Origin of the sequence: Streptosporangium heterodermiicola, assembly GCF_051390675.1 — a bacterium.
Classification (GTDB): domain Bacteria; phylum Actinomycetota; class Actinomycetes; order Streptosporangiales; family Streptosporangiaceae; genus Streptosporangium.
Window position 1 is genome coordinate 288,891 of record NZ_JBPJSR010000004.1, and the last position, 23,131, is coordinate 312,021.

At 71.6% G+C, this 23,131-nt stretch carries 24 protein-coding genes; 10 read left to right on the forward strand and 14 right to left on the reverse strand.

Annotated elements, in window-relative coordinates; translation table 11 throughout:
- Positions 1 to 120 precede the first annotated feature (120 nt).
- Positions 121 to 1,398 carry a geranylgeranyl reductase family protein gene (locus tag ACSC1Q_RS11230; RefSeq protein WP_436758603.1) on the reverse strand — a complete coding sequence of 426 codons (1,278 nt, stop codon included), beginning with the start codon at positions 1,396 to 1,398 and terminating at the stop codon, positions 121 to 123.
- A gap of 160 nt (positions 1,399 to 1,558) precedes the next feature.
- Positions 1,559 to 2,284: a demethylmenaquinone methyltransferase gene (locus ACSC1Q_RS11235; RefSeq protein ID WP_436758604.1), complete on the reverse strand. Its 726-nt coding sequence runs from the start codon at positions 2,282 to 2,284 to the stop codon at positions 1,559 to 1,561.
- A gap of 78 nt (positions 2,285 to 2,362) precedes the next feature.
- Between ACSC1Q_RS11235 and ACSC1Q_RS11240 the strand changes: the two genes are divergently transcribed.
- Positions 2,363 to 3,676, forward strand: a complete 1,314-nt coding sequence (locus ACSC1Q_RS11240; protein ID WP_436758605.1) for a hypothetical protein — start codon at positions 2,363 to 2,365, stop codon at positions 3,674 to 3,676.
- Here ACSC1Q_RS11240 and ACSC1Q_RS11245 read toward each other — a convergent pair.
- Positions 3,660 to 3,857, reverse strand: coding sequence for a DUF4229 domain-containing protein (locus ACSC1Q_RS11245; RefSeq protein ID WP_344747318.1), 198 nt, complete (start codon positions 3,855 to 3,857; stop codon positions 3,660 to 3,662). The two genes, ACSC1Q_RS11240 and ACSC1Q_RS11245, sit on opposite strands and share 17 nt — an antisense overlap.
- A 263-nt stretch (positions 3,858 to 4,120) precedes the next feature.
- Between ACSC1Q_RS11245 and ACSC1Q_RS11250 the strand changes: the two genes are divergently transcribed.
- Positions 4,121 to 4,360, forward strand: coding sequence for a BldC family transcriptional regulator (locus tag ACSC1Q_RS11250; RefSeq protein ID WP_012887349.1), 240 nt, complete (start codon positions 4,121 to 4,123; stop codon positions 4,358 to 4,360).
- A 252-nt stretch (positions 4,361 to 4,612) separates the two neighbouring features.
- On the opposite strand, the gene ACSC1Q_RS11255 is transcribed toward ACSC1Q_RS11250, so the two are convergent.
- Positions 4,613 to 4,852 carry a hypothetical protein gene (locus tag ACSC1Q_RS11255; RefSeq protein ID WP_436758606.1) on the reverse strand — a complete coding sequence of 80 codons (240 nt, stop codon included), beginning with the start codon at positions 4,850 to 4,852 and terminating at the stop codon, positions 4,613 to 4,615.
- A 10-nt stretch (positions 4,853 to 4,862) separates the two neighbouring features.
- Entirely contained in the window at positions 4,863 to 5,699 is an 837-nt protein-coding gene (locus tag ACSC1Q_RS11260; protein WP_436758607.1) for a hypothetical protein, read from the reverse strand.
- Between the two features lie 113 nt (positions 5,700 to 5,812).
- Between ACSC1Q_RS11260 and ACSC1Q_RS11265 the strand changes: the two genes are divergently transcribed.
- On the forward strand, positions 5,813 to 6,112 hold the full coding sequence (locus ACSC1Q_RS11265) for a PLD nuclease N-terminal domain-containing protein (protein ID WP_436758608.1): 300 nt from the start codon (positions 5,813 to 5,815) through the stop codon (positions 6,110 to 6,112).
- Positions 6,113 to 6,307: 195 nt separating this feature from the next.
- On the opposite strand, the gene ccsA is transcribed toward ACSC1Q_RS11265, so the two are convergent.
- The 5 genes from ccsA to ACSC1Q_RS11290 are packed head-to-tail and all read right to left on the reverse strand — an operon-like array spanning position 6,308 to position 10,860.
- Positions 6,308 to 7,258: a cytochrome c biogenesis protein CcsA gene (gene ccsA, locus ACSC1Q_RS11270; RefSeq protein ID WP_436758609.1), complete on the reverse strand. Its 951-nt coding sequence runs from the start codon at positions 7,256 to 7,258 to the stop codon at positions 6,308 to 6,310.
- Entirely contained in the window at positions 7,248 to 8,834 is a 1,587-nt protein-coding gene (gene resB / locus ACSC1Q_RS11275; RefSeq protein WP_436758610.1) for a cytochrome c biogenesis protein ResB, read from the reverse strand. Before resB ends, ccsA begins: the two co-directional genes overlap by 11 nt.
- Complete coding sequence (locus ACSC1Q_RS11280; RefSeq protein ID WP_436758611.1) at positions 8,834 to 9,568, reverse strand: cytochrome c biogenesis CcdA family protein; 735 nt, start codon at positions 9,566 to 9,568, stop codon at positions 8,834 to 8,836. Before ACSC1Q_RS11280 ends, resB begins: the two co-directional genes overlap by 1 nt.
- 27 nt (positions 9,569 to 9,595) lie before the next feature.
- The gene (locus ACSC1Q_RS11285) at positions 9,596 to 10,165 is read right to left on the reverse strand and encodes a TlpA family protein disulfide reductase (protein ID WP_436758612.1); all 570 of its coding nucleotides are present in this window, start codon (positions 10,163 to 10,165) and stop codon (positions 9,596 to 9,598) included.
- Positions 10,166 to 10,221: 56 nt separating this feature from the next.
- Complete coding sequence (locus tag ACSC1Q_RS11290; RefSeq protein WP_436758613.1) at positions 10,222 to 10,860, reverse strand: histidine phosphatase family protein; 639 nt, start codon at positions 10,858 to 10,860, stop codon at positions 10,222 to 10,224.
- A gap of 187 nt (positions 10,861 to 11,047) precedes the next feature.
- Here ACSC1Q_RS11290 and ACSC1Q_RS11295 point away from each other — a divergent pair, with 187 nt between their 5' ends.
- The gene (locus ACSC1Q_RS11295; RefSeq protein ID WP_436758614.1) at positions 11,048 to 11,914 is read left to right on the forward strand and encodes an EamA family transporter; all 867 of its coding nucleotides are present in this window, start codon (positions 11,048 to 11,050) and stop codon (positions 11,912 to 11,914) included.
- A 57-nt stretch (positions 11,915 to 11,971) separates the two neighbouring features.
- Here ACSC1Q_RS11295 and ACSC1Q_RS11300 read toward each other — a convergent pair whose 3' ends face one another.
- Positions 11,972 to 12,907: a LysR family transcriptional regulator gene (locus ACSC1Q_RS11300; RefSeq protein WP_436758615.1), complete on the reverse strand. Its 936-nt coding sequence runs from the start codon at positions 12,905 to 12,907 to the stop codon at positions 11,972 to 11,974.
- 74 nt (positions 12,908 to 12,981) lie between these two features.
- On the opposite strand from ACSC1Q_RS11300, the gene ACSC1Q_RS11305 reads away from it, so the two are divergent.
- Positions 12,982 to 13,899, forward strand: a complete 918-nt coding sequence (locus ACSC1Q_RS11305) for an EamA family transporter (RefSeq protein WP_436758616.1) — start codon at positions 12,982 to 12,984, stop codon at positions 13,897 to 13,899.
- Between the two features lie 42 nt (positions 13,900 to 13,941).
- Positions 13,942 to 14,538 (forward strand): Uma2 family endonuclease, encoded by a 597-nt coding sequence (locus tag ACSC1Q_RS11310; RefSeq protein ID WP_436758617.1) that lies wholly within the window; start codon positions 13,942 to 13,944, stop codon positions 14,536 to 14,538.
- Positions 14,539 to 14,559: 21 nt separating this feature from the next.
- On the opposite strand, the gene ACSC1Q_RS11315 is transcribed toward ACSC1Q_RS11310, so the two are convergent.
- Entirely contained in the window at positions 14,560 to 15,750 is a 1,191-nt protein-coding gene (locus ACSC1Q_RS11315; RefSeq protein WP_436758618.1) for an epoxide hydrolase family protein, read from the reverse strand.
- 63 nt (positions 15,751 to 15,813) lie between these two features.
- Here ACSC1Q_RS11315 and ACSC1Q_RS11320 point away from each other — a divergent pair, with 63 nt between their 5' ends.
- The gene (locus tag ACSC1Q_RS11320) at positions 15,814 to 16,773 is read left to right on the forward strand and encodes a helix-turn-helix transcriptional regulator (protein WP_436758619.1); all 960 of its coding nucleotides are present in this window, start codon (positions 15,814 to 15,816) and stop codon (positions 16,771 to 16,773) included.
- 10 nt (positions 16,774 to 16,783) lie between these two features.
- On the opposite strand, the gene hemL is transcribed toward ACSC1Q_RS11320, so the two are convergent.
- Positions 16,784 to 18,079: a glutamate-1-semialdehyde 2,1-aminomutase gene (gene hemL / locus ACSC1Q_RS11325; RefSeq protein WP_436758620.1), complete on the reverse strand. Its 1,296-nt coding sequence runs from the start codon at positions 18,077 to 18,079 to the stop codon at positions 16,784 to 16,786.
- A 271-nt stretch (positions 18,080 to 18,350) separates the two neighbouring features.
- Here hemL and ACSC1Q_RS11330 point away from each other — a divergent pair, with 271 nt between their 5' ends.
- From ACSC1Q_RS11330 to ACSC1Q_RS11340, 3 genes are read left to right on the forward strand one after another with little or no spacing between them, the layout of a single operon-like run.
- Positions 18,351 to 19,592, forward strand: a complete 1,242-nt coding sequence (locus ACSC1Q_RS11330) for a sensor histidine kinase (RefSeq protein WP_436758621.1) — start codon at positions 18,351 to 18,353, stop codon at positions 19,590 to 19,592.
- Positions 19,589 to 21,676, forward strand: a complete 2,088-nt coding sequence (locus ACSC1Q_RS11335) for a sensor histidine kinase (protein WP_436758622.1) — start codon at positions 19,589 to 19,591, stop codon at positions 21,674 to 21,676. Before ACSC1Q_RS11330 ends, ACSC1Q_RS11335 begins: the two co-directional genes overlap by 4 nt.
- Complete coding sequence (locus ACSC1Q_RS11340) at positions 21,673 to 22,314, forward strand: response regulator transcription factor (RefSeq protein WP_436758623.1); 642 nt, start codon at positions 21,673 to 21,675, stop codon at positions 22,312 to 22,314. Before ACSC1Q_RS11335 ends, ACSC1Q_RS11340 begins: the two co-directional genes overlap by 4 nt.
- Positions 22,315 to 22,382: 68 nt before the next feature.
- Here ACSC1Q_RS11340 and ACSC1Q_RS11345 read toward each other — a convergent pair whose 3' ends face one another.
- Complete coding sequence (locus ACSC1Q_RS11345) at positions 22,383 to 23,024, reverse strand: bifunctional DNA primase/polymerase (protein ID WP_436758624.1); 642 nt, start codon at positions 23,022 to 23,024, stop codon at positions 22,383 to 22,385.
- Positions 23,025 to 23,131 lie beyond the last annotated feature (107 nt).

Consider the following 23,131-nt stretch of genomic DNA (forward strand, 5'->3'; position numbering starts at 1 on the left):
GCTACGCCTCCTCTCCAATCTCCACGCGCGCCGGCGCGTAGCTCTGCGTTGTGGTGTATTTCGAAAGTCTAGGCAGGGCGATCATCGCCCCCGGTTCCAGGTGTCCGGCCCTCGTCGCTCTCATGCCGGTGGCGCCACCTTCGACAGGGCGTTGATGATGCGGTCTGACGCGTCACCCCGCCGGTCGGTGAGATTAGCAAGGAGCTTGAGCGCGAACCGCATCAGGTGGGGGTGCGGCAGCGCGTGACGCGTCGCGAAGTTCATCACGCCGCGGTGCCCGATCAGCTCCACGAATCCCCTGCCGAGGGTGAAGTAACCACCGTATGCGTCCTTCAACGTCTGAGGGTAGGCGCGCAGCACGCGCTCCCGCTGCGCGGGGGTGACCCTGCCGAGCGCCTGGACGATCGTCTCGGCGGCGATGTGGCCGGTCTCCATCGCGTACGCGATGCCCTCGCCGTTGAACGGGTTGATCATCCCGCCGGCGTCGCCCACCAGCACCAGGCCCCGCGTGTAGTGCGGCTGGCGGTTGAAGGCCATCGGCAGCGCGGCGCCCCTGATGGGGGCCGTCATGTTCTCCTCGACGTAGCCCCACTCGGGGGGCATGCCCTTCACCCAGCGCTTGAGCAGGTCGCGGTAGTCCATGCCCTTGAAGGACTCGCTGGTGTTCAGCAGCCCCAGGCCCACGTTGGAGGTGCCGTCGCCGACGCCGAAGATCCAGCCGTAGCCGGGCAGCAGGGTGTCGCCGTCCCACAGCTCCAGCCAGGTCTCCAGGTAGTCGTCGTCGTGGCGGGGGCTCTCGAAATAGGTCCGCACCGCGACGCCCATCGGGCGGTCCTCGCGCTTGTGCAGCCCCATCGCCAGGGAGACGCGGGTGGAGTTGCCGTCGGCGGCGACCACCAGCCGGGAGCGGTAGGTGACCTCCTCGCCGTCGCGCTTGGCGGTCACGCCGACGATGTGCCCGCTGCGGTCGTCGAGGACCGGGGCGGTGACGTTCACCCCCTGCAGCAGGCGGACGCCCGCCTTGACCGCGTTGGCGGCCAGGATCTCGTCGAAGTCCTGGCGGGTGCGCACCAGGCCGAAGTCGGGGAAGCTCGACAGCTCCGGCCAGTCGAGCTCGAAGCGCATCCCGCCGCCGACCACGCGCAGGCCCTTGTTGCGGACCCAGCCGGGGGCGTCGATGTCGATCCCCATCGCGATGAGCTGCTTGACCGCTCGGGGCGTCAGCCCGTCGCCGCAGACCTTCTCGCGGGGGAAGGTGGTCTTCTCGAGCAGCAGGACGTCGAGCCCGGCCTGCGCGAGGTGGAATGCGGTTGTCGAACCGGCGGGCCCGGCGCCGACGACGATGACGTCGGCGTCAGCCTCAGCGACTTTCCGCTGTGTGGCGGCTGGCACGGTCACGGGACCTGTCCTGTCCTACACGCTGTGGGGGCCTCGGGGTAAGGGGCCTTTCGTTCCTTTGTGAAGGGCTTCACAAACTTGTCGGGCCGAAGTCTAACGCCTTTGCGGGGCAAAGTGTCAGGCGGGTGTTGCCCTCGTCGCCAATCTTCCACGGGGGGCGCTACGCGGGCTTGTACGCGCGGTGCAGGGCCACGATCCCGAGGCTCAGGTTGCGCCAGGCGACCCGTTCCCAGCCCGCTCCCTGAATGATCTTCGCCAACCCCGCCTGGTCCGGCCAGGCCCTGATCGACTCCGCCAGATACTCGTAGGAGTCGTCATTCGAACCGAAGAGCTTCGCGGCCCGCGGCATCAGCTTCATCAGGTACTGCGAGTATACGAGGTCGAACGACCTGGGCGTCGGGTGCGAGAACTCCAGGATCACCAGCCGCGCGCCCGGCCTGGCCACCCGGTGCATCTCCCGCAGCGCCTGCCCGGTGTCGTGCACGTTGCGCAGCGCCGTGGAGATCGTCACCGCGTCGAAGACGCCGTCGGCGAAGGGCAGCCGCAGCGCGTCGCCCGCGACGAAGCTGACGTTCCGCACCCCGCCCCCGGAGATCCCCGAGCCGCCCCTGCGCCGCACCCCGGTGCTCAGCATGCCGAGCGAGAAGTCGGAGGCGACGGCGCGGGCGCCCAGGGTGGTGAACGCGTCGGTGGACGTACCGGTGCCCGCGCCGAGGTCGAGGACGAGCTCACCGGGGCCCGCGTCGACGGCCGCCGCGGTGGCCTTGCGCCACAGCCGGACCTGGCCCAGGGAGATAACGTCGTTGACAAGGTCGTACCGCCTGGCCGTGCGATCGAACATCGCGGCGACCTCGTGCGGCTGCTTGTCCAGAGAAGCGCGCGTCATGACTCCCACCCTAGGCCCGCCCCGATAATCCACGGAAAGTAGTCATTCCATTACCCAGAGCATGCTAAAAATTGTCGAATGTTTGCCAGAGCCACTTACGCGCTGGTCGCGGTCCTGACCCTGGTTCCCCCCGGGATCGCCGCCGCCGGCACCACGAAGCACAGCGGGGTCGTCTCGGCCGATCCGGTGAACACCACTCCCCACGTGCTCGACGGGATCGTCAACGCCATCGCGCTGGTGGACGGCACGGTGGTGGTCGGCGGCTCGTTCGGCGAGGTGCGCGAGGCCGGGAGCGCGGGGGTGGCGAGAGTGCTGCCGCGCACCAACCTCTTCGCCTACGACCTGGCCACCGGCCGGATCCTCCCCGGCTTCGCGCCGCGCCTCGACCGCCCGGTCCAGGCCCTGGCGGCGGGGGTCCACGGCACCGTCTACGCGGGCGGGCGGTTCACCAAGACCGGCGGCGCGCCGACGCGGGGCCTGGCCCTGCTCCGGCTCTCCGACGGCTCCCCGGCCCCCCGCTTCGGCGCCCAGGTCCGCGGCGGCACGGTCACCAGCCTGGCCAGGCTCGGCCGGCACCTCTACGCGGGCGGCGACTTCACCCACGTCGGCTCCGCCGCCCGTACGGCGCTGGCCAGGATCGACGCCGTCACCGGCGAGGCCGACCCGTCCTTCGCGATCGAGCCGGGCGCGCCCAGGGGAGGCAGGACGAGGGTCCACGCGATCTCCCTCGGCCCCGGCAGGCTCGCGGTCGGCGGCGACTTCACCACCCTCGGCGGCCTGCCGAGGGCCCAGCTCGGCCTGATCACCGTCACCGCGCCGGACGCCTCCGCCCCGGGCCTCGCCGCCTCACCGGCCGCGGTCTCGCCGTGGCGGACCGACGCCTACCGGGGGCGGTGCATGGCCGACTTCCCGGGCTACGTGCGGGGCCTGGACTTCGCCCCCGACGGGAGCTATCTCGCCGTCGTCACGACCGGCGGGCCCGGGGGCCAGGCGAGGATGTGCGACACCGCCGCCCGGTTCGAGACCGGCGCCCGGTCCGGGACCGGCCCGGTGCGGCCGACGTGGGTGAACCACACCGGCGGTGACTCGCTGTACGCGGTGGCGGCGACCGGCCCGGCCGTCTACGTCGGCGGGCACCAGCGCTGGCTGGACAATCCGTCAGGCCATGACTCGGCGGGCCCCGGGGCGGTGGCGCGGCCGGGGATCGGCGCCATCCACCCGATCACCGGCAGGGCACTGGCATGGAACCCGACACGGGACCGCGGAATCGGGATCAAGGCATTCCTCGCGCACCCCGGCGGATTACTGGTTGGTAGTGACACAACTCGCCTTGGTCACGAGTACCATGCCCGAGTCGGCATGTTCCCGTTGCCGATCACTCCCGATTCTTAGTGATTCGCTCGCTCATCGCGTCTCTCTGCTTCGAGAGCAGGACGTAACTGGCCACACCGCTGATCAGGAATGCGACGATCAGCAGGCCCAGGGGCTCGCGCAGGCCGAGGATATAGAGCACTCCCAGAGTCACGGCCAGCAGACCGGCCCGGGACGCGGTGTAAACGATGACGGGGCGCACGGTGTCAAGGCTACGTCACCCTGTCTCCGCGGTCGCGATCGCGGTGGTTGCACGGGTAACTCTTCGCATCTACTGCGAGCGCTGCTAGTCTTCCCAAGAGATCTGTTTCGTAAAGAAACACCCACGAGAGTCCCAAAAAGGCTCTATCATATAACAATCGGGCAGGCAGTAGATAACAACCCGTGATCTTTGTTGAAAACCACGGATAAATCAGGCTTCGCTCGGCACACTGGTTACCTGTCCGCCCGCTGGCAGGAAGCGGGATGCGAGGGGGAGAGATTGTGGAGAGTAGCAGCGAGCGTCTGCTGACGCCCGGAGAGGTTGCCGCCCTCTTCCGGGTCGACCCAAAGACGGTTACACGCTGGGCCGCGGCAGGCCGCATCAGCAGCATCCGTACCCCCGGAGGGCACCGGCGTTTCCGCGAGTCGGAAGTGCACGCCCTTCTGCGTGGAGAGGACGTCTTGACGGCCGAACGGCCGGCAGGCGAGTCCCCGCGCGTCTGACGACTTAGGACGTCACACCATCGGTGATCCTGCGCGCCTTACCCGGAAGCCGCAGGGTCACCGTGGAGTCGTGTGAAGTACGGCACGACACGGACGGTGACCTCCCCCGTCACCGGGCCACCCGCCCCGCCGGGCCCGCCGCCGCGTTCCGCACCCGGAACCCCCCGGCGCGCTCCGGCCCCCGACCCCGTGCGGGCTCAGGCCCTCAGATCTCCCGCCCGGCAGAACGAGCGCGGCCCCTTAGATCTCCCGCTAGGTCTCCTGCTCGGCCTTGAAGGCCAGGAACTCCCGCTCCAGCTCGTCGTTCTCCTCCAGCCACCGCCGCCGCCGCTCGGCCCACTCCTCCTCGGTGAGCGACTCGGCCAGCCAGCGGTCGTAGTCGGGATCCCCCGGAGGGACCTCCACGTAGGCATTGCCGATCAGGCGCCCGTCATCGCTGGCCAGGGTCTGCGGCACGCGCAGGGTCCCGTCAGCGAGTCTGATGACGTACATCCCAGATCACCTAGATTCCGTAGCGCCGGTTGAAGAACAACATGACGTTGAGCGCCATCCGCGTGTCGCCGCCCAGCATGTCGACCAGCGCGGGGCGCTGCCGGGAGACGATCGCGGCGAAGGCGTCGGCGAAGAACTCCTTGCGGCCCAGGTCGCCCGACTGCAGGTGGAACCCCGAGGCCAGCGCGGGAACGCACTGGGCGTAGAGGGCGGCGAACTCCGGGGAGTCGGAGACCCAGTCACCGTGGGGGGCGTCCACGTCGTCCAGGGCGTGCCCGACCTCGTGCATCATCACGTCGGGGGTCGGCGAGGGCCGGTCCCCCACCACGATCTTGCGGTCGCCGTACGCCCCCGCGCACACGTCCCAGGTCGCCCGGCCCGAGGGGAGCGGCGCGCCGCGCAGGTAGCCCATGTCGTCGAGGTCGGGCACCCCGCCCTCGCCGACGTAGATGCCGTCGAGGCCCTCGGCCAGCTTGTCCTTCAGCACGTCGGGCAGCCTCGCCAGGCTCTCCACCGCCCGTACGACCTCGGGGGACGGTGTCTCCCGCCGCGAGTCCCACTGGCGGTGCAGGATGCGCTCCAGGCGCCCGCAGTGGCGCAGGCCGTCACCCAGGTCCGGGGTGTCGGGGGAGTTGGGCTGGGCCCGGGGACTCTCGTCGTCGAGCTCGAAGTCCTTCCAGGTGTACTGCGGCCGGTCGGCCACCGGGGCCGTGACCGTCCCGACCCTGCGCTCGGCCTCGCGGGGGACCTCACGCGGAGCCTCCCTGACGGCACTCTCCGCACGCGTGGCCGGACCTCGCTGCCACCACCGCCGTCGATGGCGGCCCTTGTCGCCCGAATGTGCCATCACACCCCCTGGGGAAGTGGCAACGGGTCCACGGTACGGGGTAGGAGCCTTGCCAGTCATCCGTAACGCGGAGCCGGACCGCAGCAGGTCCCACGATGGCTTACAGTTCGGGCATGCCCCTGCTTGTCGGTCTGGCGATACTCGCCTTCTGGCTCTACTGCCTGTTCGACGTCATCACCACGCCGGACGAGGAGTCCAGGAACCTGCCCAAGCTCCTCTGGGTGGTCATCGTGGTGCTGATGCCGATCGCCGGAGGCGCCTTCTGGCTGCTGCTCGGCCGGCCGACCGGCCCCACGGCGCCCCGCTCGCTCCTGGCCGAGGAGAGGCCGCCGCGCGGCGAGGCCCCGAAGGGCCCCGACGACGACCCCGACTTCCTCAAGGACCTCGAACGCCGCCTGCGCGACGACGACTGATCCCTATCCGCCGTGATCCACTGTGATCCACCGGCCGGCCCACCGGGAATTCCGCGCGGAAACCCGCCGGGAATCAGGCGTGAAATCAGCGTGAACCACGGCACGGGAATTAGCCGGAAAATTCCGGTGTGAAAATTCGGCCCGGGGAAATCTCGGCATCGAGAATCATCTCGATGCCGAGAATCGGCCGGGAACTCAGGGAACCTCGGCGTAGGAGTGCAGCCCGCCGAGGAAAATGTTCACTCCTACCAGGTTGAACAGCAGGCAGGCGAAGGCGACGAGCTGCACGATCATGGCCGCCTTTCCCTTCCAGCCCGCGGTGGCCCTGGCGTGCAGGTAGGCGGCGTAGGCGATCCAGGTGATGAACGCCCAGATCTCCTTGGGGTCCCAGCCCCAGTAACGGCCCCAGGCCTTGTCGGCCCAGAGCGCGCCGGCGATGACGGCGAAGGTCCAGATCGGGAAGCCGATCACGATGGCCCGGTGCGCGACCCGCTCCAGGTCCTGCCGGGACGGCAGCCGGACCGCGGTGTCCTTCCTGACCAGGTAGAGGATGCCGGAGACCCCGGCCACGATGAACAGCCCGCTGGCGACGATCGCCGCGGACACGTGGATCGCGACCCAGTACGAGTTCAGGGCGGGCACCACGGGACCGGCCTGCACGTGCAGGTACCGTACGGCGAAACCGAGGCCCAGCGCGGCGGCGACCGTGACGAACGCGCCCAGGAAGCGGATCGGGTAGCGGAGCTGCATGAACAGGAACGCGCTCACCGCCGCGAAGCACATCGCGACCACGAACTCGTACATGTTGCCCCACGGCCACCGGTCCACGGCCAGGCCGCGGGTGAGGAGGGAGGCGAGGTTGGCGGCCCAGCCGAGCCAGCTCAGCCCGACGGCCACCGGGCCCGCCCACACCGCCCAGGCGGGCGGCGCCTTCTCGGCGGGAACATCCCCGGCGGGGCCGGCCGGGGCGGCGCCCCCGCCGACGGTGGCCGGAACGGGTCGTTCCGCGCGGGCCTGGGCCACCGCGGTCCGGCCGAAGGCCAGGTCGAGGGCGTAAGCGATCATTGCGGAGACGTAGAGCAGCACCGTCGCCAGGATGAGCTGGTCGCTCAACGTGGCGAGGCCGGCGTCGACCTCAGCGGACATCCTTCACTCCTGAATCGGGAACTCCCGGGTGCGAAACTCCTGGGTTCAAAGCGGAGACGATCTCGGCGAACTCCTCGCCGAAATCGCCGCCCTCGGTGCGCGTGAGGCCGCCCGCCTCGACCTCGCCGCCCTCGTGGATCCGTACCCACACCCTGCGGCGGCGGACGGTCAGGGTGAGGACGAGACCGGCGACGGCGAGGACCGAGGCCACGAGCGCGGGCATCCGGCCCGGGTCGTGGGTGATCTGCAGGGCGATCCACTCCCTGACGCCGGTGAACTCGATCGAGCCCGCGCCGTTCGGGAACGTGAGCTTCTTGCCGACCGCGAGCGGGTCGGCCTTCATGACCAGCGGTTTCATCTTCTTCAGGCTCGCCGGGTCGAGCTCGTAGACCGACTGCGGCCGGCCGTCCTTCAGGCCCAGGTCACCGGCGAAGGCGCCGTACACCTGGGCGGTGGGGTTGGCGGCGCCGGGGAAGACCGAGACCCACTCGGCGCCCATCGGGACGGTCGTCGGCAGGAAGCCGACGAGGATGCCGAGCTGCTCGGGCCTCGCGTCCGGCACCTTGATCACGCACTCGGAGGTGAAGGTGGCGGGCTGGACGACCAGGCAGGGCACCGGACCGTCGAAGGCGACCTCGCCCTTGCCGTCGGTGATCCTGAAGGTCGGGGCGTAGCCGTGGTCGATCAGGTAGCTCAGCGTGCCGTTGACGTCCAGCGGCTCGTTGACCTTCAGCACGTAGTCGCGCGGGGCGGCGCCCGGGGCGTCCTCGACCTTGAGCCTGGCCTCGTAGTCGAGGGCCTGGCCCGCCTTCTCGCCCTTCGCGATGTAGGTCGCCTGGAAGTCGTCGACGGTGAAGGAGAACGGCTCCAGCGACTCGGCGTTCACCTGGGGGCCCGGCATGTAGCGGTCGTAGGCGGCGACCGTGTTGGCGAACCCCTCGCCCTCCACGACCAGCACGTTGCCCCGGTAGCCGTACAGCGCCCCGGCCCCGACCGCGACCAGCAGGCCGAGCAGGGCCACGTGGAAGAGCAGGTTGCCTGTCTCGCGCAGGTAGCCCTTCTCCCCGGCGACCCAATCGGGCCCCGTGGTCACCCGGAACCGCCTGGCGCGCAGCCTCTTGGCCGCCTCCTCGACGGTGAGGCCGGCCTCGAAGGACGCGTGCTGCGGCAGCCTGCTCAGGTTGCGCGGCGCCACGGGCGGCTTCCTGCGCAGCTCCCGCAGGTGGGTCGCGGTGCGGGGGAGCACGCAGCCGATCAGGGACACGAACAGCAGGAGGTAGATCGCGGCGAACCAGGGCGCCCTGAACACGTCGAACAGCCAGAACCGGTCCAGCCACCCGGCCAGCTGGGGGCTGTCCTCGAAGTACTGGAAGACCTTGGCGTCGGAGACGCCGCGCTGCGGCCAGATCGAGCCGGGGATGGAGCCCAGGGCGAACAGGAACAGCAGGATGAGCGCGGTCCGCATCGAGGTGAGCGTCCGCCAGAACCAGCGCGCCCACCCCACGACCCCGAGACCCGCAGGCCGCCGCGCCTCGCTCACCTTTCGCTCCCCCGTCCTCGGGTCGACGGACACCATCAGATCACCGGCTCGAATCCGCCGACCCAGCCCTGGGTCATCGCGACGAGCTGCTCCCAGAGCCCGGTGACGAGCAGCACCCCGACGACGACGAGCATGACGCCGCCCGCCCGCGTGATCAGCCGCGAGTGCCGGCGTACCGCCTTGAACGTCTTCAGCGCCCTGCTGTACGCCAGCCCGGCCACCACGAACGGCAGGCCGAGGCCGAGCGCGTACGCGAAGGCGAGGATCGCGCCGCGACCGGCGCTGCCCTCGTTCAGGCCGAGGGTGAGCACGACCCCGAGGGTGGGGCCGATGCAGGGGGTCCAGCCCAGGCCGAACACCAGGCCGAGCAGGGGTGCCCCGGCCAGGCCGGCGGCCGGGAGCCGGTGGACGCGGAAGTCACGCTGCAGCCCCGGGATCACACCCATGAAGGCCAGGCCGAGCACGATCGTGAGGGCGCCCAGCACCCGCGTGATGATCCCGGCGTTGCCGAACAGGGCCGCGCCGAGGCCGCCGAAGAGCGCTCCCCCGGCCACGAACACGAAGGAGAAGCCCAGGACGAACAGCACGATGCCCGCGACCATGCGCCCTCGCCTGGGGTCGGCGCTCATGCCGGTCACGTACGACAGGTAGCCGGGGACCAGCGGCAGCACGCACGGGGACATGAACGACACCAGCCCGGCCGCGACCGCGATCGGCAGCGCCAGCGCCAGGGAGCCGCTCGCGACGGTGCCCACGAGGTCGGCGCTCATCGCGGGCCCGGCCGTCGCCAGGAGCCGTTATCGCTCATCGCCGACCTTGGTCACCGCGTCGAGGAGGTCGGTGTACTTGACCGCGCCGAGGGCCCTGGCGGCGATCCGGCCCTGACGGTCGATGATCAGGGTGGAGGGGATGGCCGCGGGCGGGACCGTGCCCTGGAAGGAGAGCGCGACCTTGCCCGGCTGGTCGAAGATGCTCGGGTAACCGGACTGGTGGCTGCGTTCGAACGCGAGCGCGTCGGCCCTGCGGTCCTTGAAGTCGACGCCGAGGAACTCCACGCCGTCGGCCTTCGTCTTGGCGGAGATGTCCTTGAGCACCGGCGCCTCGGCCCGGCAGGGCGCGCACCAGGAGGCCCAGAAGTTGAGCACCACGATCTTGCCCTTGTGGGCCGCGAGGCTCGCGGTGCCCCCGTCGAGGGTCTCCCCCTGGACCTGCGGGGCGACCTTGCGGTCGGCGGCCTGGAACAGGGTGATCTTGCCGTCGCCGGCCACGAAGCGGGTGTCGCCGCTCTGCGGCTGCGATCCCTGGTTTCCGGCGCATCCGGCCACGGCGATCAGCAGCGCGGCGACGGCGAAGGATTGTGCGCGCATGGGTGACGGAGGCTCCCTGTACTACAACCGGTAGAGCAATCACTGTACCGGCGGGGTCAGGCGCCCGGCACAGTGGGGCGTTTGACGAGTGACGCCGCGGGCTCGCTGTATCCGACGCCGATCAGGCGGTTTCCGTCGAAGGAGAAGCTCGTGAGGCTGGCGAGGCCGCACTGCCTGCGGCGCGGGTCGTGCGGCAGGCGCCTGCCCTCGGCGGCGAGCCTGATGGTCCAGATCGGGAGCTGGTGGCTGACCATGATCGCCTCATGGCCGCGCGCCGCGTCGCGGGCGGCGTCGATCGCGGCCCTCATCCGGCTGACCAGGTGGGTGTAGCGCTCCCCCCAGGAGGGGCGGAGCGGGTTCCACAGGTAGCGGTAGAAGCGCGGGTTGCGGAAGAGGGTGTCGCCCCTGCCGAGGGAGAGGCCCTCGAAGATGTTCTCGGCCTCGATGAGCCGCTCGTCGACCGTGACGTCCAGGTGGAAGGTCTCGGCGAACGGGGACGCCGTCTCCTGGGCCCGCTCCAGCGGCGAGGAGAACAGCGCGGTGACGTCACGTCCGGCGACCGTCTTCGCCACCGTCTCGGCCATCTGGCGGCCGTTGTCGGAGAGGTGGTAGTCGGGAAGCCTGCCGTACAGGACGTTAGCGGGGTTGTGCACCTCTCCGTGGCGCAGGAGGTGAACGACGGTCGTCTCAGCCATGGTGCCGCCAGCCTACCGACAGGTACGGGTTGGTGGCCGGGCAGGTGGGCCACTCGGGTCGGGTGGGACGGGATGGGGCAGGATGGGGTCACCCGCGTGAGCCCCCGGGCTCGCCCCTCCTCCTCTCCCCGTAGGGTCCCCCCCGTGAGCCCCCTCGCGCTCGTCCTCCTCTCATAAGGTCACCTCCGTGAGCCCCCTCGCGCTCGCCCTCGTCCTCTCCTCCGCCGTCGCCCACGCCTGCTGGAACCTGATGAGCAAGCAGGCGGCCGAGGCCGACGGCGTCGTCTTCGTCTGGATGGTGGCCGCCGCCTCCACACTGGTCTGGACCCCGGTCGCGGCGGGCTATCTCCTCCTCGGCGGCACCGGCCCCTCCTGGGCCGGCCTCGGGGTGATCGCCGCGAGCACCACGCTGCACCTGGGCTACTTCATGCTGCTCCAGCGCGGCTACCGGCACGGCGACCTGTCGATGGTCTACCCGATCGCCCGCGGCACCGGGCCGCTGCTGGCCAGCCTGGTCGCCGTCTCGTTCCTGGGCGAGCGGCCGGGACCCGTCGGCGTCGCCGGGATCCTACTGGTCGGGGTGGGCGTCCTCCTGCTCGGCGCGGCGCGGCGTCCCAGCCGCCGGGACCTGAGCGGGATCGGGTTCGGGCTGGCCACCGGGGTGTTCATCGCGGCGTACACCGTCTGGGACAAGCAGGTCGTGAGCGTCTTCGCGGTCGCGCCGATCCTGCTCAACTACGGCGGCGACCTCGGCCGCGCCCTGGTCCTGACCGCTCCGGCGCTCGGTGCCCGCCGCAGGGGCCTGGTCCTGCCCGTCTGGCACGAGCACCGGACCCGGGTGCTGGGCGCGGCGGTGCTGATGCCCCTCTCCTACCTCCTGGCGCTGACCGCGTACACGTTCTCGCCGATCAGCGCGGTGGCGCCGGTACGGGAAGTCAGCGTGCTCGTGGCGGTGGTGCTCGGCGGCAGGCTGCTGGCCGAGGGCGACCTGACCCGGCGCCTGCTGGCGGCCTGCGTCATCGTCGGCGGCGTGGTGACGATCGCCCTCAGCTAGCGGTTCGGGCGGGCTCGGACACGGGTCCGCGGAAGTCGGGCGTGTTGACGATCGCCCTCAGCCAGCGGTTCGGGCGGGCTCGGACACGGGTCCGCGGAAGTCGGCGGAGACGGCCTTCAGGGCCTCGACCGCGGCGCGGATGGCCGGGCGGCGGGCGGCGTCGCTGCGCCAGAGCGCGTAGATCCTGCGCGTCGGGCGCGACCGGATCGGGACGACCCGCACCCCCGGCGGGACGAAGTCGCGGCCCAGCCGGGGAATGATCGCGCATCCCTGCTCCGCCGCGACGAGGGCCATCTGGGTCGGGTACTCGTCCGTCATGCAGGTGATGTCCGGCTCCAGCTCGGCCGAGCGCAGCGTGTGGACGAGCCAGTCGTGGCAGACCGTGCCTGGCGCGGAGCTGATCCACTGCTCCCCGGACAGCTCGGCGAGCTCGATCTCGGGACGGTCCGCCAGCGGGTGGGACGCGGGCAGGATCGCGTCGGCGATGTCGTCGAAGAGCGTGGCCCTGGACAGCCCCTCGGGGATCGCCACCGGGCGGTTCATCCAGTCCTGGATCACCGCGAGGTCGAGCTCCCCCCTGGCCACCTCGCGGATCTGCCGCTCCGGCTCGCGTTCCATGAGCTGGAGGCGCAGGTCGGGGTGGCGCCTGCGCAGCAGGGAGAGCGCGGCGGGCATCAGGCCGCGGGCCGCCGTGGGGAAGGCGCCGATGCTCAGCCGCCCCACGACCTCACCGCGCAGCGCCTCGAAGTCGGCCTCCGCCGTCTCGACCAGCGCGAGGATGCGCTCGGCGTGGTCGGCGAGCAGCCCGGCCGCGTCGGTGAGCCGCACCCCGCGCCCGTTGCGCTCCAGCAGGGTCGCGCCGGTCTCCCGCTCCAGCTTGGCCAGCTGCTGGGAGACCGCGGAGGGGGTCACCATGAGCGCCTCGGCCGCGGCGCCCACGGAGCCGTAGACGGAGACCGCGTGCAGGGCCTTGAGCCGGTTGAGATCCAACATGTAAGCAATCCTAAACGGCACCGGCCAGAAAGTCTCACTTGTGCTGAAATATCGTTGGAAACGACGATTGGTGGATGCGTACTCGGCACCTCCTCCTCGCCGTCGGCCTCGCCGCCGTATGGGGCTTCAACTTCGTGGTCATGGAAGTGGGGCTCCGGCACTTCCCCCCGCTGCTCTACGTGGCGCTGCGCTTCCTGCTGGCCGCCTTCCCCGCCGTACTGCTCGTCGGCGGCCCCGGGGTGCCCTGGCGGAAGGTGCTCGTGGCCGGGGCCACGCTCGGCATCGGCCAGTACGCCCTGCTGCTGATGGGCATGCGGGCGGGCATGCCCGCCGGGCTGACCTCGCTCGTCGTGCAGATCCAGGCGGTCTTCACCGCCGTCCTGGCGGTCGCCCTGCTGGGGGAGCGGCTCACCCGGCGGCGGATCATCGGCATGGCGGTCGCGTTCGCCGGTCTGGCACTGATCGCCGCCGACCTGGGCACCGGCGGCCCCATCGGCGCGTTCTTCCTGGTCGTCGGCGCGGCGTTCTTCTGGAGCGCGGGCAACATCGCGGTCAGGAACGCCGCGCCGCCCAACTCGTTCCGCTTCATGGTCTGGATCTGCGCGGTCGCGACCGTCCCCATGATGATCCTGGCCCTGCTGGTGGAGGGGGTTCCCCACCTGGAGTTCTCGGTGGAGGGCAGCCTGTCGGTGATCTACGTGGCACTGGTCTCCACTCTCGGCGGCTTCGGCGTCTGGGGTTTCCTGCTCCAGCGCTACGACGCCTCGGTGGTCGCCCCGTCCGCCCTGCTCGTCCCGGTCTTCGGCATGTCCTCGGCCGCCCTGTTCACCGGAGAGCCGATCTCCCCCGCGAAACTCGCCGCCGCCGCCCTGATCATCTCCGGCGTCCTCTACGCGAGCACCCGCGCCCGTTCCCTCCCTTCTTCGGTGTCCGCTCCTTCCGTTCCCTCCGAAACGGGAGAAAATAGAACGAGGGCAACGGATATGATCTGAATGAACACACTGAGTGACGAAGACGATGTTACGGTGACCGACGTGAGCGCCGCACTCGACTACTGGCCCTCCCCGCCCCCGTGGGGATGGACCGCCGACGACCTCGACAACCTTCCGGCGGAGGGACCCAACGGCGAACCCGGCTTCTTCAAGCACGTCGAGCTCATCGATGGAGCCCTCGTCTTCATGTCCCTTCAGAAACGCTTCCACGAGCGTGTGCTGTTCGGCCTTCGCGTGGTCCTAAACGCCCAGGCCCCCGAGCACGTCGCGGCCGTGCTCCAGATGGACGTCAAGCTCGGCCACCGGATGCGTCCCCGCCCCGACGTCGTGGTCGTCGACGCGAAGGCGGCCGATGACGACGACCGGACGTTTTACACCCCCGGCGAGGTGCACCTCGCCGTCGAGGTGGTCTCCCCCGAGTCCGAGGATCGCGACCGCAAGACCAAGCCGTCCCGTTACGCCGAGGCGGGCATCGCGCACTTCTGGCGGGTGGAGAACGACGACGGCTCCCCCGTGGTCTACGTCTACGAACTCGACCCCGCCACCAACGCGTACGCCCTCACCGGCATCCACCACGACCGGCTGACCGTCCCGGTGCCCTTCCCGATCACCGTCGACCTCGGCGACCTGCCCAGGTAGGCGCGCGGCATCTCTCAGGTGTCAGCGGTGATGGCGGAAGAAGGCGCGGAGGTCCCCGGTGAGCAGGTCGGGGGTCTCCATCGCCGGGAAGTGGCCGCCTCTCCCGAACTCCGACCAGTGCTCGATCGAGCCGGTGGGGTCCATCACGCTCCGGATCGTGGTGTCGGCGGCGAACACCGCGACGCCCGTGGGCGGGGCCGGGGCCTGCCGCCCGCCGGGGTGGTCACCCGTCTGCCGGGCGGCCATCTCACGGTAGGCCCGCATCCCCTCGTAGACGGCGTGGGCCGAGGAGGCGCCCGCGCCGGTGAACCAGAAGAGGCTGACGCAGGTGAGCAACCGGTCGCGGCCGACGGCCTCCTCGGGCAGCTTCGCCGCCGGGTCGGTCCACTCGGCGAACTTCTCGGCGATCCAGGCGAGCTGCCCGACCGGCGAGTCGTTCAGGGAGTAGGCGAGCGTCTGCGGGCGGGTCGCCTGCAGGTGCAGATAGCCGAGCCCGTCGGCCTGGAAGGCGTTGAACCGCTCGCCGCGCGCCCTGTCGGCCCCGGACAGGCCGTCGAGCGTGACCGAGGGCCCGAACGGCATCGCCGCCAGCGTCCCGCTCAGGTGCGTACCGGCCACCCGTCCCGCGTCGATCATGGCGAGCATCCCCGCCACCCCCGTGCCGACGTCGGTGCCGTGCACCGCGTAGCGGCCGTAGCCCAGACGGCTCATCAGCTCCGCCCACGCCTGGGCGACACGGAAGAGGTTCCCCCACCCCTGCTCCTGTACGGGCGTGGAGAAGCCGTACCCCGGAAGCGAGGGGACCACGACGTGGAAGGCGTCGGCCGGGTCGCCGCCGTGCGCGCGGGGGTCGGTGAGCGGGCCGATCACCTCCAGGAACTCGTACGGCGAGCTGGGCCAGCCGTGGGTGAGGAGCAGCGGCCGCGCGTCCGGCTCGGGGGAGCGGACGTGCAGGAAGTGGATGTCCTGGCCGTCGATCGTCGTCACGAACTGCGGGAACGCGTTGAGCCTCGCCTCCTGCGCGCGCCAGTCGAACCCGCCGGCCCAGTAGGCGGCGAGGTCCTTCAGGTAGTCGAGCGGGACGCCCCGGCTCCAGCCGGTGTCCGGCAGTTCCCGGGGCCAGCGGGTGCGGGCGAGCCGGTCCCGGAGGTCGTCGAGGTCGGCCTGGGGGATGTCGATGTGGAACGGGCGGATTCCCGTGTCGTTGCTCATGACGGGGACTTTAAGCACCAATGCGGAAGGTTTCGTTCCGCATTGTCGGGCACGATGAGAGACATGTTGGAGACATCGGCCCGCCTGCTCCGTCTGCTCTCGCTGCTGCAGACCCCGCGAGACTGGACCGGCCCGCAGCTCGCCGAACGGCTCGGGGTGACCACCCGCACCGTGCGCAACGACGTCGAGCGGCTGCGCGGCCTGGGCTATCCCGTGCACGCGACCCCGGGGGCGGCGGGTGGCTACCGCCTCGGCGCCGGAGCCGCCCTGCCGCCGCTGCTGCTCGACGACGAGGAGGCGGTCGCCGTCGCGGTGGGCCTGCGTACGGCCGCCGGGGGCACGGTCGCCGGGATCGAGGAGGCGTCGCTGCGCGCCCTCGCCAAGCTGGACCAGGTCCTGCCCTCCCGGCTGCGGCGTCGCGTGGACGCCCTGCAGACCGCCGTGGTGGCGGTCCAGGGCGGCGGGCCGACCGTGGACGCCGAGGTGCTCACCACCCTCGCGGGAGCGTGCCGCGACCGTGAGAGCCTGCGGTTCGACTACACCGGTCATGACGGCACGGCGACGCGGCGGCTGGCCGAGCCGTACCGTCTGGTCCACATGAGCCGCCGCTGGTATCTCGTCGCCTGGGACGTCGAGCGGCGCGACTGGCGCACGTTCCGTGTCGACCGGATCCGGCCGCGCACCCCGGCCGGTCCGCGCTTCGCGCCCAGGGAACCGCCCGGCGGCGACGTCGTCGCCTACGTGCGGCGCGGTGTGGGGGCGGCGCTGTGGCGGTACCGGGCACGGGTGCGGCTGCACGCCCCGGCCGGGACCGTCGCCGAGCGGCTACCGCCCTCCGTGCTGCTGGAGGCCGTCGACGAGCACACGTGCGTGATCGAGGCCGGGGCCGACACCCTCCAGATGCTCACCCTCTATCTGGGCATGCTCGACGTGGACTTCGACGTCGTCGACTCCCCCGAGTTCTCCGCCCACCTCGGCACGCTGATCGGACGGTACGGACGGGCGACACGCGACCGCCCGTGACCGGAACGGGTCAGCCGGCCTGGGCGGCGGCCTTCGCGGCGACCGGAAGGGCGTCGGCGATGCGGGAGAGGGCCTCGTCGTCGTGGGCGGAGGACAGGAACCACGCCTCGTACGCCGACGGCGGCAGGTAGACGCCCTGGTCGAGCATCGCGTGGAAGAACGCCCGGTAGGCGCCGGTGTCCTGCCTCTGGGCGGTGGCGAAGTCGGTGACCCGCTCGTCGGTGAAGAAGATGGAGAACAGGCTCCCGGCGCGCTGCAGGCGGTGCGGCACCCCGGCCGCGGCCAGGGCGTCGGCGGCGGCGCGGCCGATGACCAGCGCCGCGGCGTCGACCCGGTCGTAGACCCCCTCGTCGCAGGCGCGCAGGGTCGCCAGACCGGCCGCGCAGGCCAGCGGGTTTCCCGACAGGGTGCCCGCCTGGTAGACCGGCCCCTCCGGCGCGAGGTGGGCCATCACGTCGGCGCGCCCGCCGAACGCGGCGGCGGGCAGGCCACCGCCCATGACCTTGCCGAAGGTCATGAGGTCCGCGTCGACCGGGTCGAGCCCGTACCAGCCGGACTCCGACACCCGGAAACCGGTGAGCACCTCGTCGACGATCAGCAGCGCGCCGTGCGCGGTGCACAGCTCGCGCAGCGTGGCGTTGAACCCGTCGAGCGGCGGGACGACGCCCATGTTGGCCGGGCACGCCTCGGTGATCACGCACGCGATGTCGGAGCCGAAGGTCCGGAACGCCTCCGTGACCGCCTCGACCGAGTTGTACGGCAGCACCACGGTGTCGGCGGCCGAGGCGCCGGTCACGCCGGGGGTGTCGGGCAGGCCGAAGGTCACCACGCCGGAACCGGCCGAGGCGAGGAGGGCGTCGACGTGGCCGTGGTAGCAGCCCGCGAACTTCACGATCTTGGACCGTCCGGTGAACCCGCGGGCCAGCCGCACGGCGGACATGGTGGCCTCGGTACCGGAGCTGACCAGGCGGACCTTCTCCACCGGCTCCACCCGGGCGACGATCTCCTCGGCGAGCTCGACCTCGCCGGGTGTCGCCGTGCCGAACGAGGTGCCGTCGCGCAGCGCCTCCCGCAGGGCCTCGATCACGGAGGGGTGCCGGTGGCCGAGGATCATCGGCCCCCACGAGCAGACCAGGTCGACGTAGCGGTTGCCGTCGACGTCGGTGATGTAGGGGCCCTGCCCCGAGGTCATGAAGCGCGGCGTCCCGCCGACGGCGCCGAAGGCTCGGACCGGGGAGTTGACGCCCCCGGGGACGATCTCGCGTGCGCGGGCGAACAGGGCCTCGGAGTTATCAGTACGGCTCACGCCCTCCAGCGTAGTCACCGGAAGACGGGCCCCCGCCGTCACCGGGGAGCTGGGAAGTGATCGTCGGCGAGGTGACGGGCACGACCGGATTCGCCCGCGGGCCGAGGGCTCCCGGGACGATGACCGGATCTCCGCCGCCCCCTCCCGGGCACACCGCGTCCTCCCTGAACGGGACATCCGCGTCCTCCCGGAAACACGACGTCCGACCCGGATTCCAGAACGGGACATCTGCCCCGGGACAACGGGACATCCCGTGGGAGATCCTTCGAGCGTGGCAGTGACGACACCCCCTGCCCGGCGGCCGGAGTCCCGGCCGTCCGGCGTCCACGTCGTGATCAACGGCATCCTCGTCTACGGCGCCCTGGCGGTGCTCGCGGGCGGTGTCTACTCCGGCCTGACCTGGCTGACCGGCGCGCTGTCCGGCGGCCAGGACCCGGTGGCCGGGCTCGTCGCGGCACTCGCCGTGGGCGCGGTCTTCCACCCGGCGAGGCTCCGCCTGCAGCGGGCGGTGGACCGGCTGCTCCGGGTCGAGCGCGATCCCTACCGGGTGGCCGACCGGCTGAGCCGTACCCTGCAGGAGTCCGTCGACCCCGCCGAGGGGCTGGCCACCGCCGCGGTCCTGGTCCGCCAGGCTCTCCGCGCCGACGGCGTGGCCGTCGAGGCGCACGGCGGGACCGTAAGGGACGGCGAGCTGGGGGAGCGGCCGGTCGAGACCCCGCTGGTCTGGCACGGCGAACCGGTCGGGCGGCTGTTCAGCAGCGGTCCCGCCCCCTCACCTGACCTGCTGAACGTGCTGGCCAGGCACCTGGCCGAGCTGGCGCACGCCGTACGGCTCACCGCCGACCTGCGACGCTCCAGGGAGCACATCCTCACCGGCCGGGAGGAGGAACGGCGCAGGCTCCGCCGCGACCTGCACGACGGCCTGGGACCGACGCTGGCCAGCCTGGCGATGACCGTGGACGAGGCCAGGCTCCGGCTGGAGCGGGACCCCGAGGCCGTCGAGGAGCTGCTGGTCCGCGTACGCGACCAGATGGGCACCGCGATCGTCGACGTCAGGGACCTGGTCTACGGCCTGCGCCCGCCCGCGCTGAACGATCTCGGCCTGGCCGACGCGCTGCGCTCGCTGGCCGACGCGCCGGGGCCGCGGGTGGACGTCGCGCCGGCCGGCCCGCTGGGCGACATCCCGCCGGCGGTAGAGGTGGCGGCCTACCGGATCGCCCAGGAGGCGCTCACCAACGTCCGCCGTCACGCCCAGGCCACCACCGCCCTGGTACGGGTCGAGGTGGTCCGGCCGGGAGAGGAGCACGCCGGGCCCGCGGTCACCGGGGCCGAGCTGCGGCTGTCGGTCGCCGACGACGGGATCGGCCTGCCGGAACGGGTCCGCGGCGGCGTGGGCCTGCTCTCCATGCGCGAGCGGGCGGCCGAGGCGGGCGGCTCGTGCACGATCGGGCCACGCCCCGGCGGCGGCACGGAGGTCGCCGCCAGGCTCCCCCTCGGAACGGAGACGGCATGACCTCCCCGGTGAACGCGGAGACCATGAACACGGAGACCATGAACACGGAGACCGTGAACGCGGACGCCATGAACACGCACTCCGCCGGCCCCGCGACCTCCGCGCACGGAGACGTCACGCGAGGACGGCGAGGAAAGGCACTCGCCGTCCTCGTCTGGACCGGCGCGGTGCTGGCGCCCGCGTGCAACCTCCTGGCGATCCGGCTGGCCGAGCTGAGCGCCTCGACCTGGACCGATCGCTTCATCACCCTGGACCCGACCGTCATCCTGTTCCCGGCCGCCGGCGCGTTCCTCATCACCCGCCGGCCGGGACTGCTCGTCCCCTGGCTGCTGTGGACCTGCGGGATCGTCGGCGGTTTTTACTACCTGGTCTACAGCGGCGCCCACTGGCTCTATCTCACCGACCCCGGAGGGATCACCCCCTACCTCGCGTGGCTGTCGATGTGGCTGTGGTTGTGGCACGTTCCCGTGTTCATCTCGCTGCTGCCGCTGCTGTTCCCCGACGGCAGGCTGCCCTCCCGGCGCTGGCGGCCGGTCCTGTACGCCAACCTGGCCCTCATGGCCGGGCACTCGCTGTTCCTCGGCCTCGCCCCGGATCCCGAGTTCGAGAGCCAGCTCCCGATCCCGAACCCCTTCGGCGTCGAGGCGCTGCGCGAGGCCTCACCGGCCGTGGAGTCGTACATCGGCGGCCCGATGATGGTGCTCACCGCGCTCGGCCTGCTGTCGCTGGCCTTCCGTTACCGGGCGGGCGACATCGAGCTACGGCGCCAGATCGCCTGGTACGTCGGCGCGCTCGCGGTGTACCTGGTCTTCTGGATCGTCAAGGCGGTGACCGGTTCCTGGCTGCTGATCGCCCTGGAGACCGTCTTCATGGCCGGGTTACCCCTGTCGATCATCGCGGCGGTGCTGCGCTACCGCCTCTACGGCATCGACGTCGTGCTCAACCGCGCGCTGGTCTACGGCTCCCTCGTCGCGGTCACCGGAGGGGTCTACTTCGGGCTGATCTGGATGGCCGGTGCCCTCGCCAGCGACCTGGGCCAGGGCGTCGGGCTGGTCGCGGCGCTGGCCGTGGGCGGGGTCTTCCACCCGTTGCGGATCCGGCTGCAGGGGATGGTGGACAGGATGTTCGCCGTCGAGCGCGACCCCTACCGGGTCGTCGGCCTGCTGGGCCGTACCGGACAGGGGGCGCGGGATCCGGCGGCGGCCCTCGACGAGGCCGTGGCCGTGATCCGCGAGGCGCTGGGGGCCACCGGGGTCGGCGTCGAGGTCCGCGCCGGCCGGGCCGGGGCGGAGCGCGTGTTCACGTACGGGGAGCCGCGGCCCGGGGCGCTGGAGGTGCCGCTGTTCTGGCACGCGGAGCGGGTCGGCACCCTGCTCGTGTCCGGGGCCCGGCCGGGCCGCGAGCCGATGGCGGTGCTCGCCAGGCACCTCGCCGAGCTGGCGCACGCCGTACGGCTCACCGCCGACCTGCACCGCTCCCGGGAGCGCATCCGGTCCACCCGCGACGAGGAGCGCCGCAGGCTGGGCAGGGAACTGCACGACGGGCTCGGCCCGGCGCTGACCAACGTCACGTTCACCCTCGACAGGGCGCGCAGGCACCTCGACACCGACCCTCGGGCCGTGGAGAAACTGCTGGTCCAGATCCGCGAGGAGATGATCGCCACGATCGCGTCGGTCCGCGAGCTGGTGTACGGCCTGCGCCCGCCCGCGCTGGACGACCTGGGCCTGGAGGGCGCGCTGCGGGCGACCGCGGGCGAGACGGCGGTGACGGCGGACGGCCCGCTGGGCGACCTGCCCGCGGCCGTCGAGGTCGCCGCCTACCGCATCGCCCAGGAGGCGCTCACCAACGCCCGGCGGCACGCGGGCACGGCCACCGTCCTCATCCGGCTGCGCCGCCTGCCTGGCGAGCTGCGCGTGGAGGTCGCCGACGACGGGATCGGCCTGCCGGAGAACCCGGTCGTGGGCGTCGGGCTGACCTCGATGCGCGAGCGGGCCGCCGAGGTGGGAGGCTCGTGCGTGATCGGCCGCGGCCCCGGCGGCGGTACGGAGGTGACCGCCAGGTTGCCGGTGGAGGAGACCGAGTGATCACCGTACTGATCGTGGACGACCACCCGGTCTTCCGGCAGGGCCTGCGCGGCCTGCTCGCGGCCATGGACATCGAGGTCGTCGGGGAGGCGTCCGGCGGCCGGGAGGCCGTGGCGCTGGCCGCCGAGCTCCAGCCGGACGTGGTCGTGATGGACCTGCAGATGCCCGGCGGCAACGGCGTCGAGTCGACCAGGACGATCATCAGGACCAGCCCGCGGATCGGGGTGCTGGTGCTGACCATGTTCCGCGACGACGACTCGGTGTTCGCCGCCATGCGCGCCGGGGCGCGCGGTTACCTGCTCAAGGAGGCCGGTGCCGAGGAGATCGGCCGCGCCGTGCGCGCCGTCGCCGCCGGGGAGGCCATCTACGGCCCCGAGATCGCCCGTCGCGTCCTGGCCTACTTCACCGGCATGCCCGATCCGTCACGGACCGCCTTCCCCGAGCTCACCGAGCGGGAGCGGGAGGTGCTCGAACTGGTCGCCCAGGGCCGGGGCAACGGCGAGATCGCCGGGATCCTCTTCCTGTCCGGCAAGACGGTGCGCAACCACGTCTCCAACATCTTCATGAAGCTCCAGGTGGCCGACCGCGCCCAGGCGATCGTCCGGGCCCGCGAGGCCGGTCTGGGCGGCTCTGCGTAACAGACGGCTCCTCGTGACGGGCGGCTCCTCGTGACGGGCGGACGGCGTTCCGGCCGGCACGGCCCGGCTCACTCGCAGGTGTCGGCGAGCCAGTCGAGGACGCGGAGCGGGTCGGGCAGCGGGCGCCCGTCGGGCGGGCGCAGCCACGAGCCGGCCCCGCCGGTCGGCAGCAGCGAGGGCGGGGCGAGGACGTAGCTGTCGCGGCAGTGCCAGCGCAGGCCCGGCATCTCGTCGATGCTGGAAGGGCCGAAGTCGAGGGCGCAGGTCCACCACTCGTCCTCGTCGTCGGAGGCGTTCCTGGTGGCCACATAGAACAGGGCCCGGTCGCCGTTGACGGCGACCGGGCCCGAGGTTGCTCCGGCGGAGTCCATGTTCGCGAGGGTGGTGCGCCCCGCGGCGAGCGGTACGTCGAAGACGTCGAACACCCGTCCCGTGGGCAGGACCACGTTCGCCTCGGGCTCGTACCGCCACCAGTTGGTGAGCAGGGTGGGGTCGGTGGTGGCCTGCATCTGCCAGGCCCGCGAGAGCGGGTGGGCTCCCGGGTCGGGACAGCCGATCCGGTCGCAGGAGCAGGAGCGCGAACCGCCCTTCAGCGGCCTCGCGCCGGGACAGCTCGCCCAGCCGAGGGCGGCGTACTCCAGCACGGAGTTGATCATCTGCTTCGGATGAGCATGCCGCCTACTTCGACGAACCATCGGTACCCCGACCATTGTGTCCTCCGTCGTCCGCGCATCCCGCGTGCCACCCGGATGCGATCGACCTGTCCCACTCTGGTCAGTGAAGAACGTCAAATACCCAGGGTCTACGCCACCTGGGA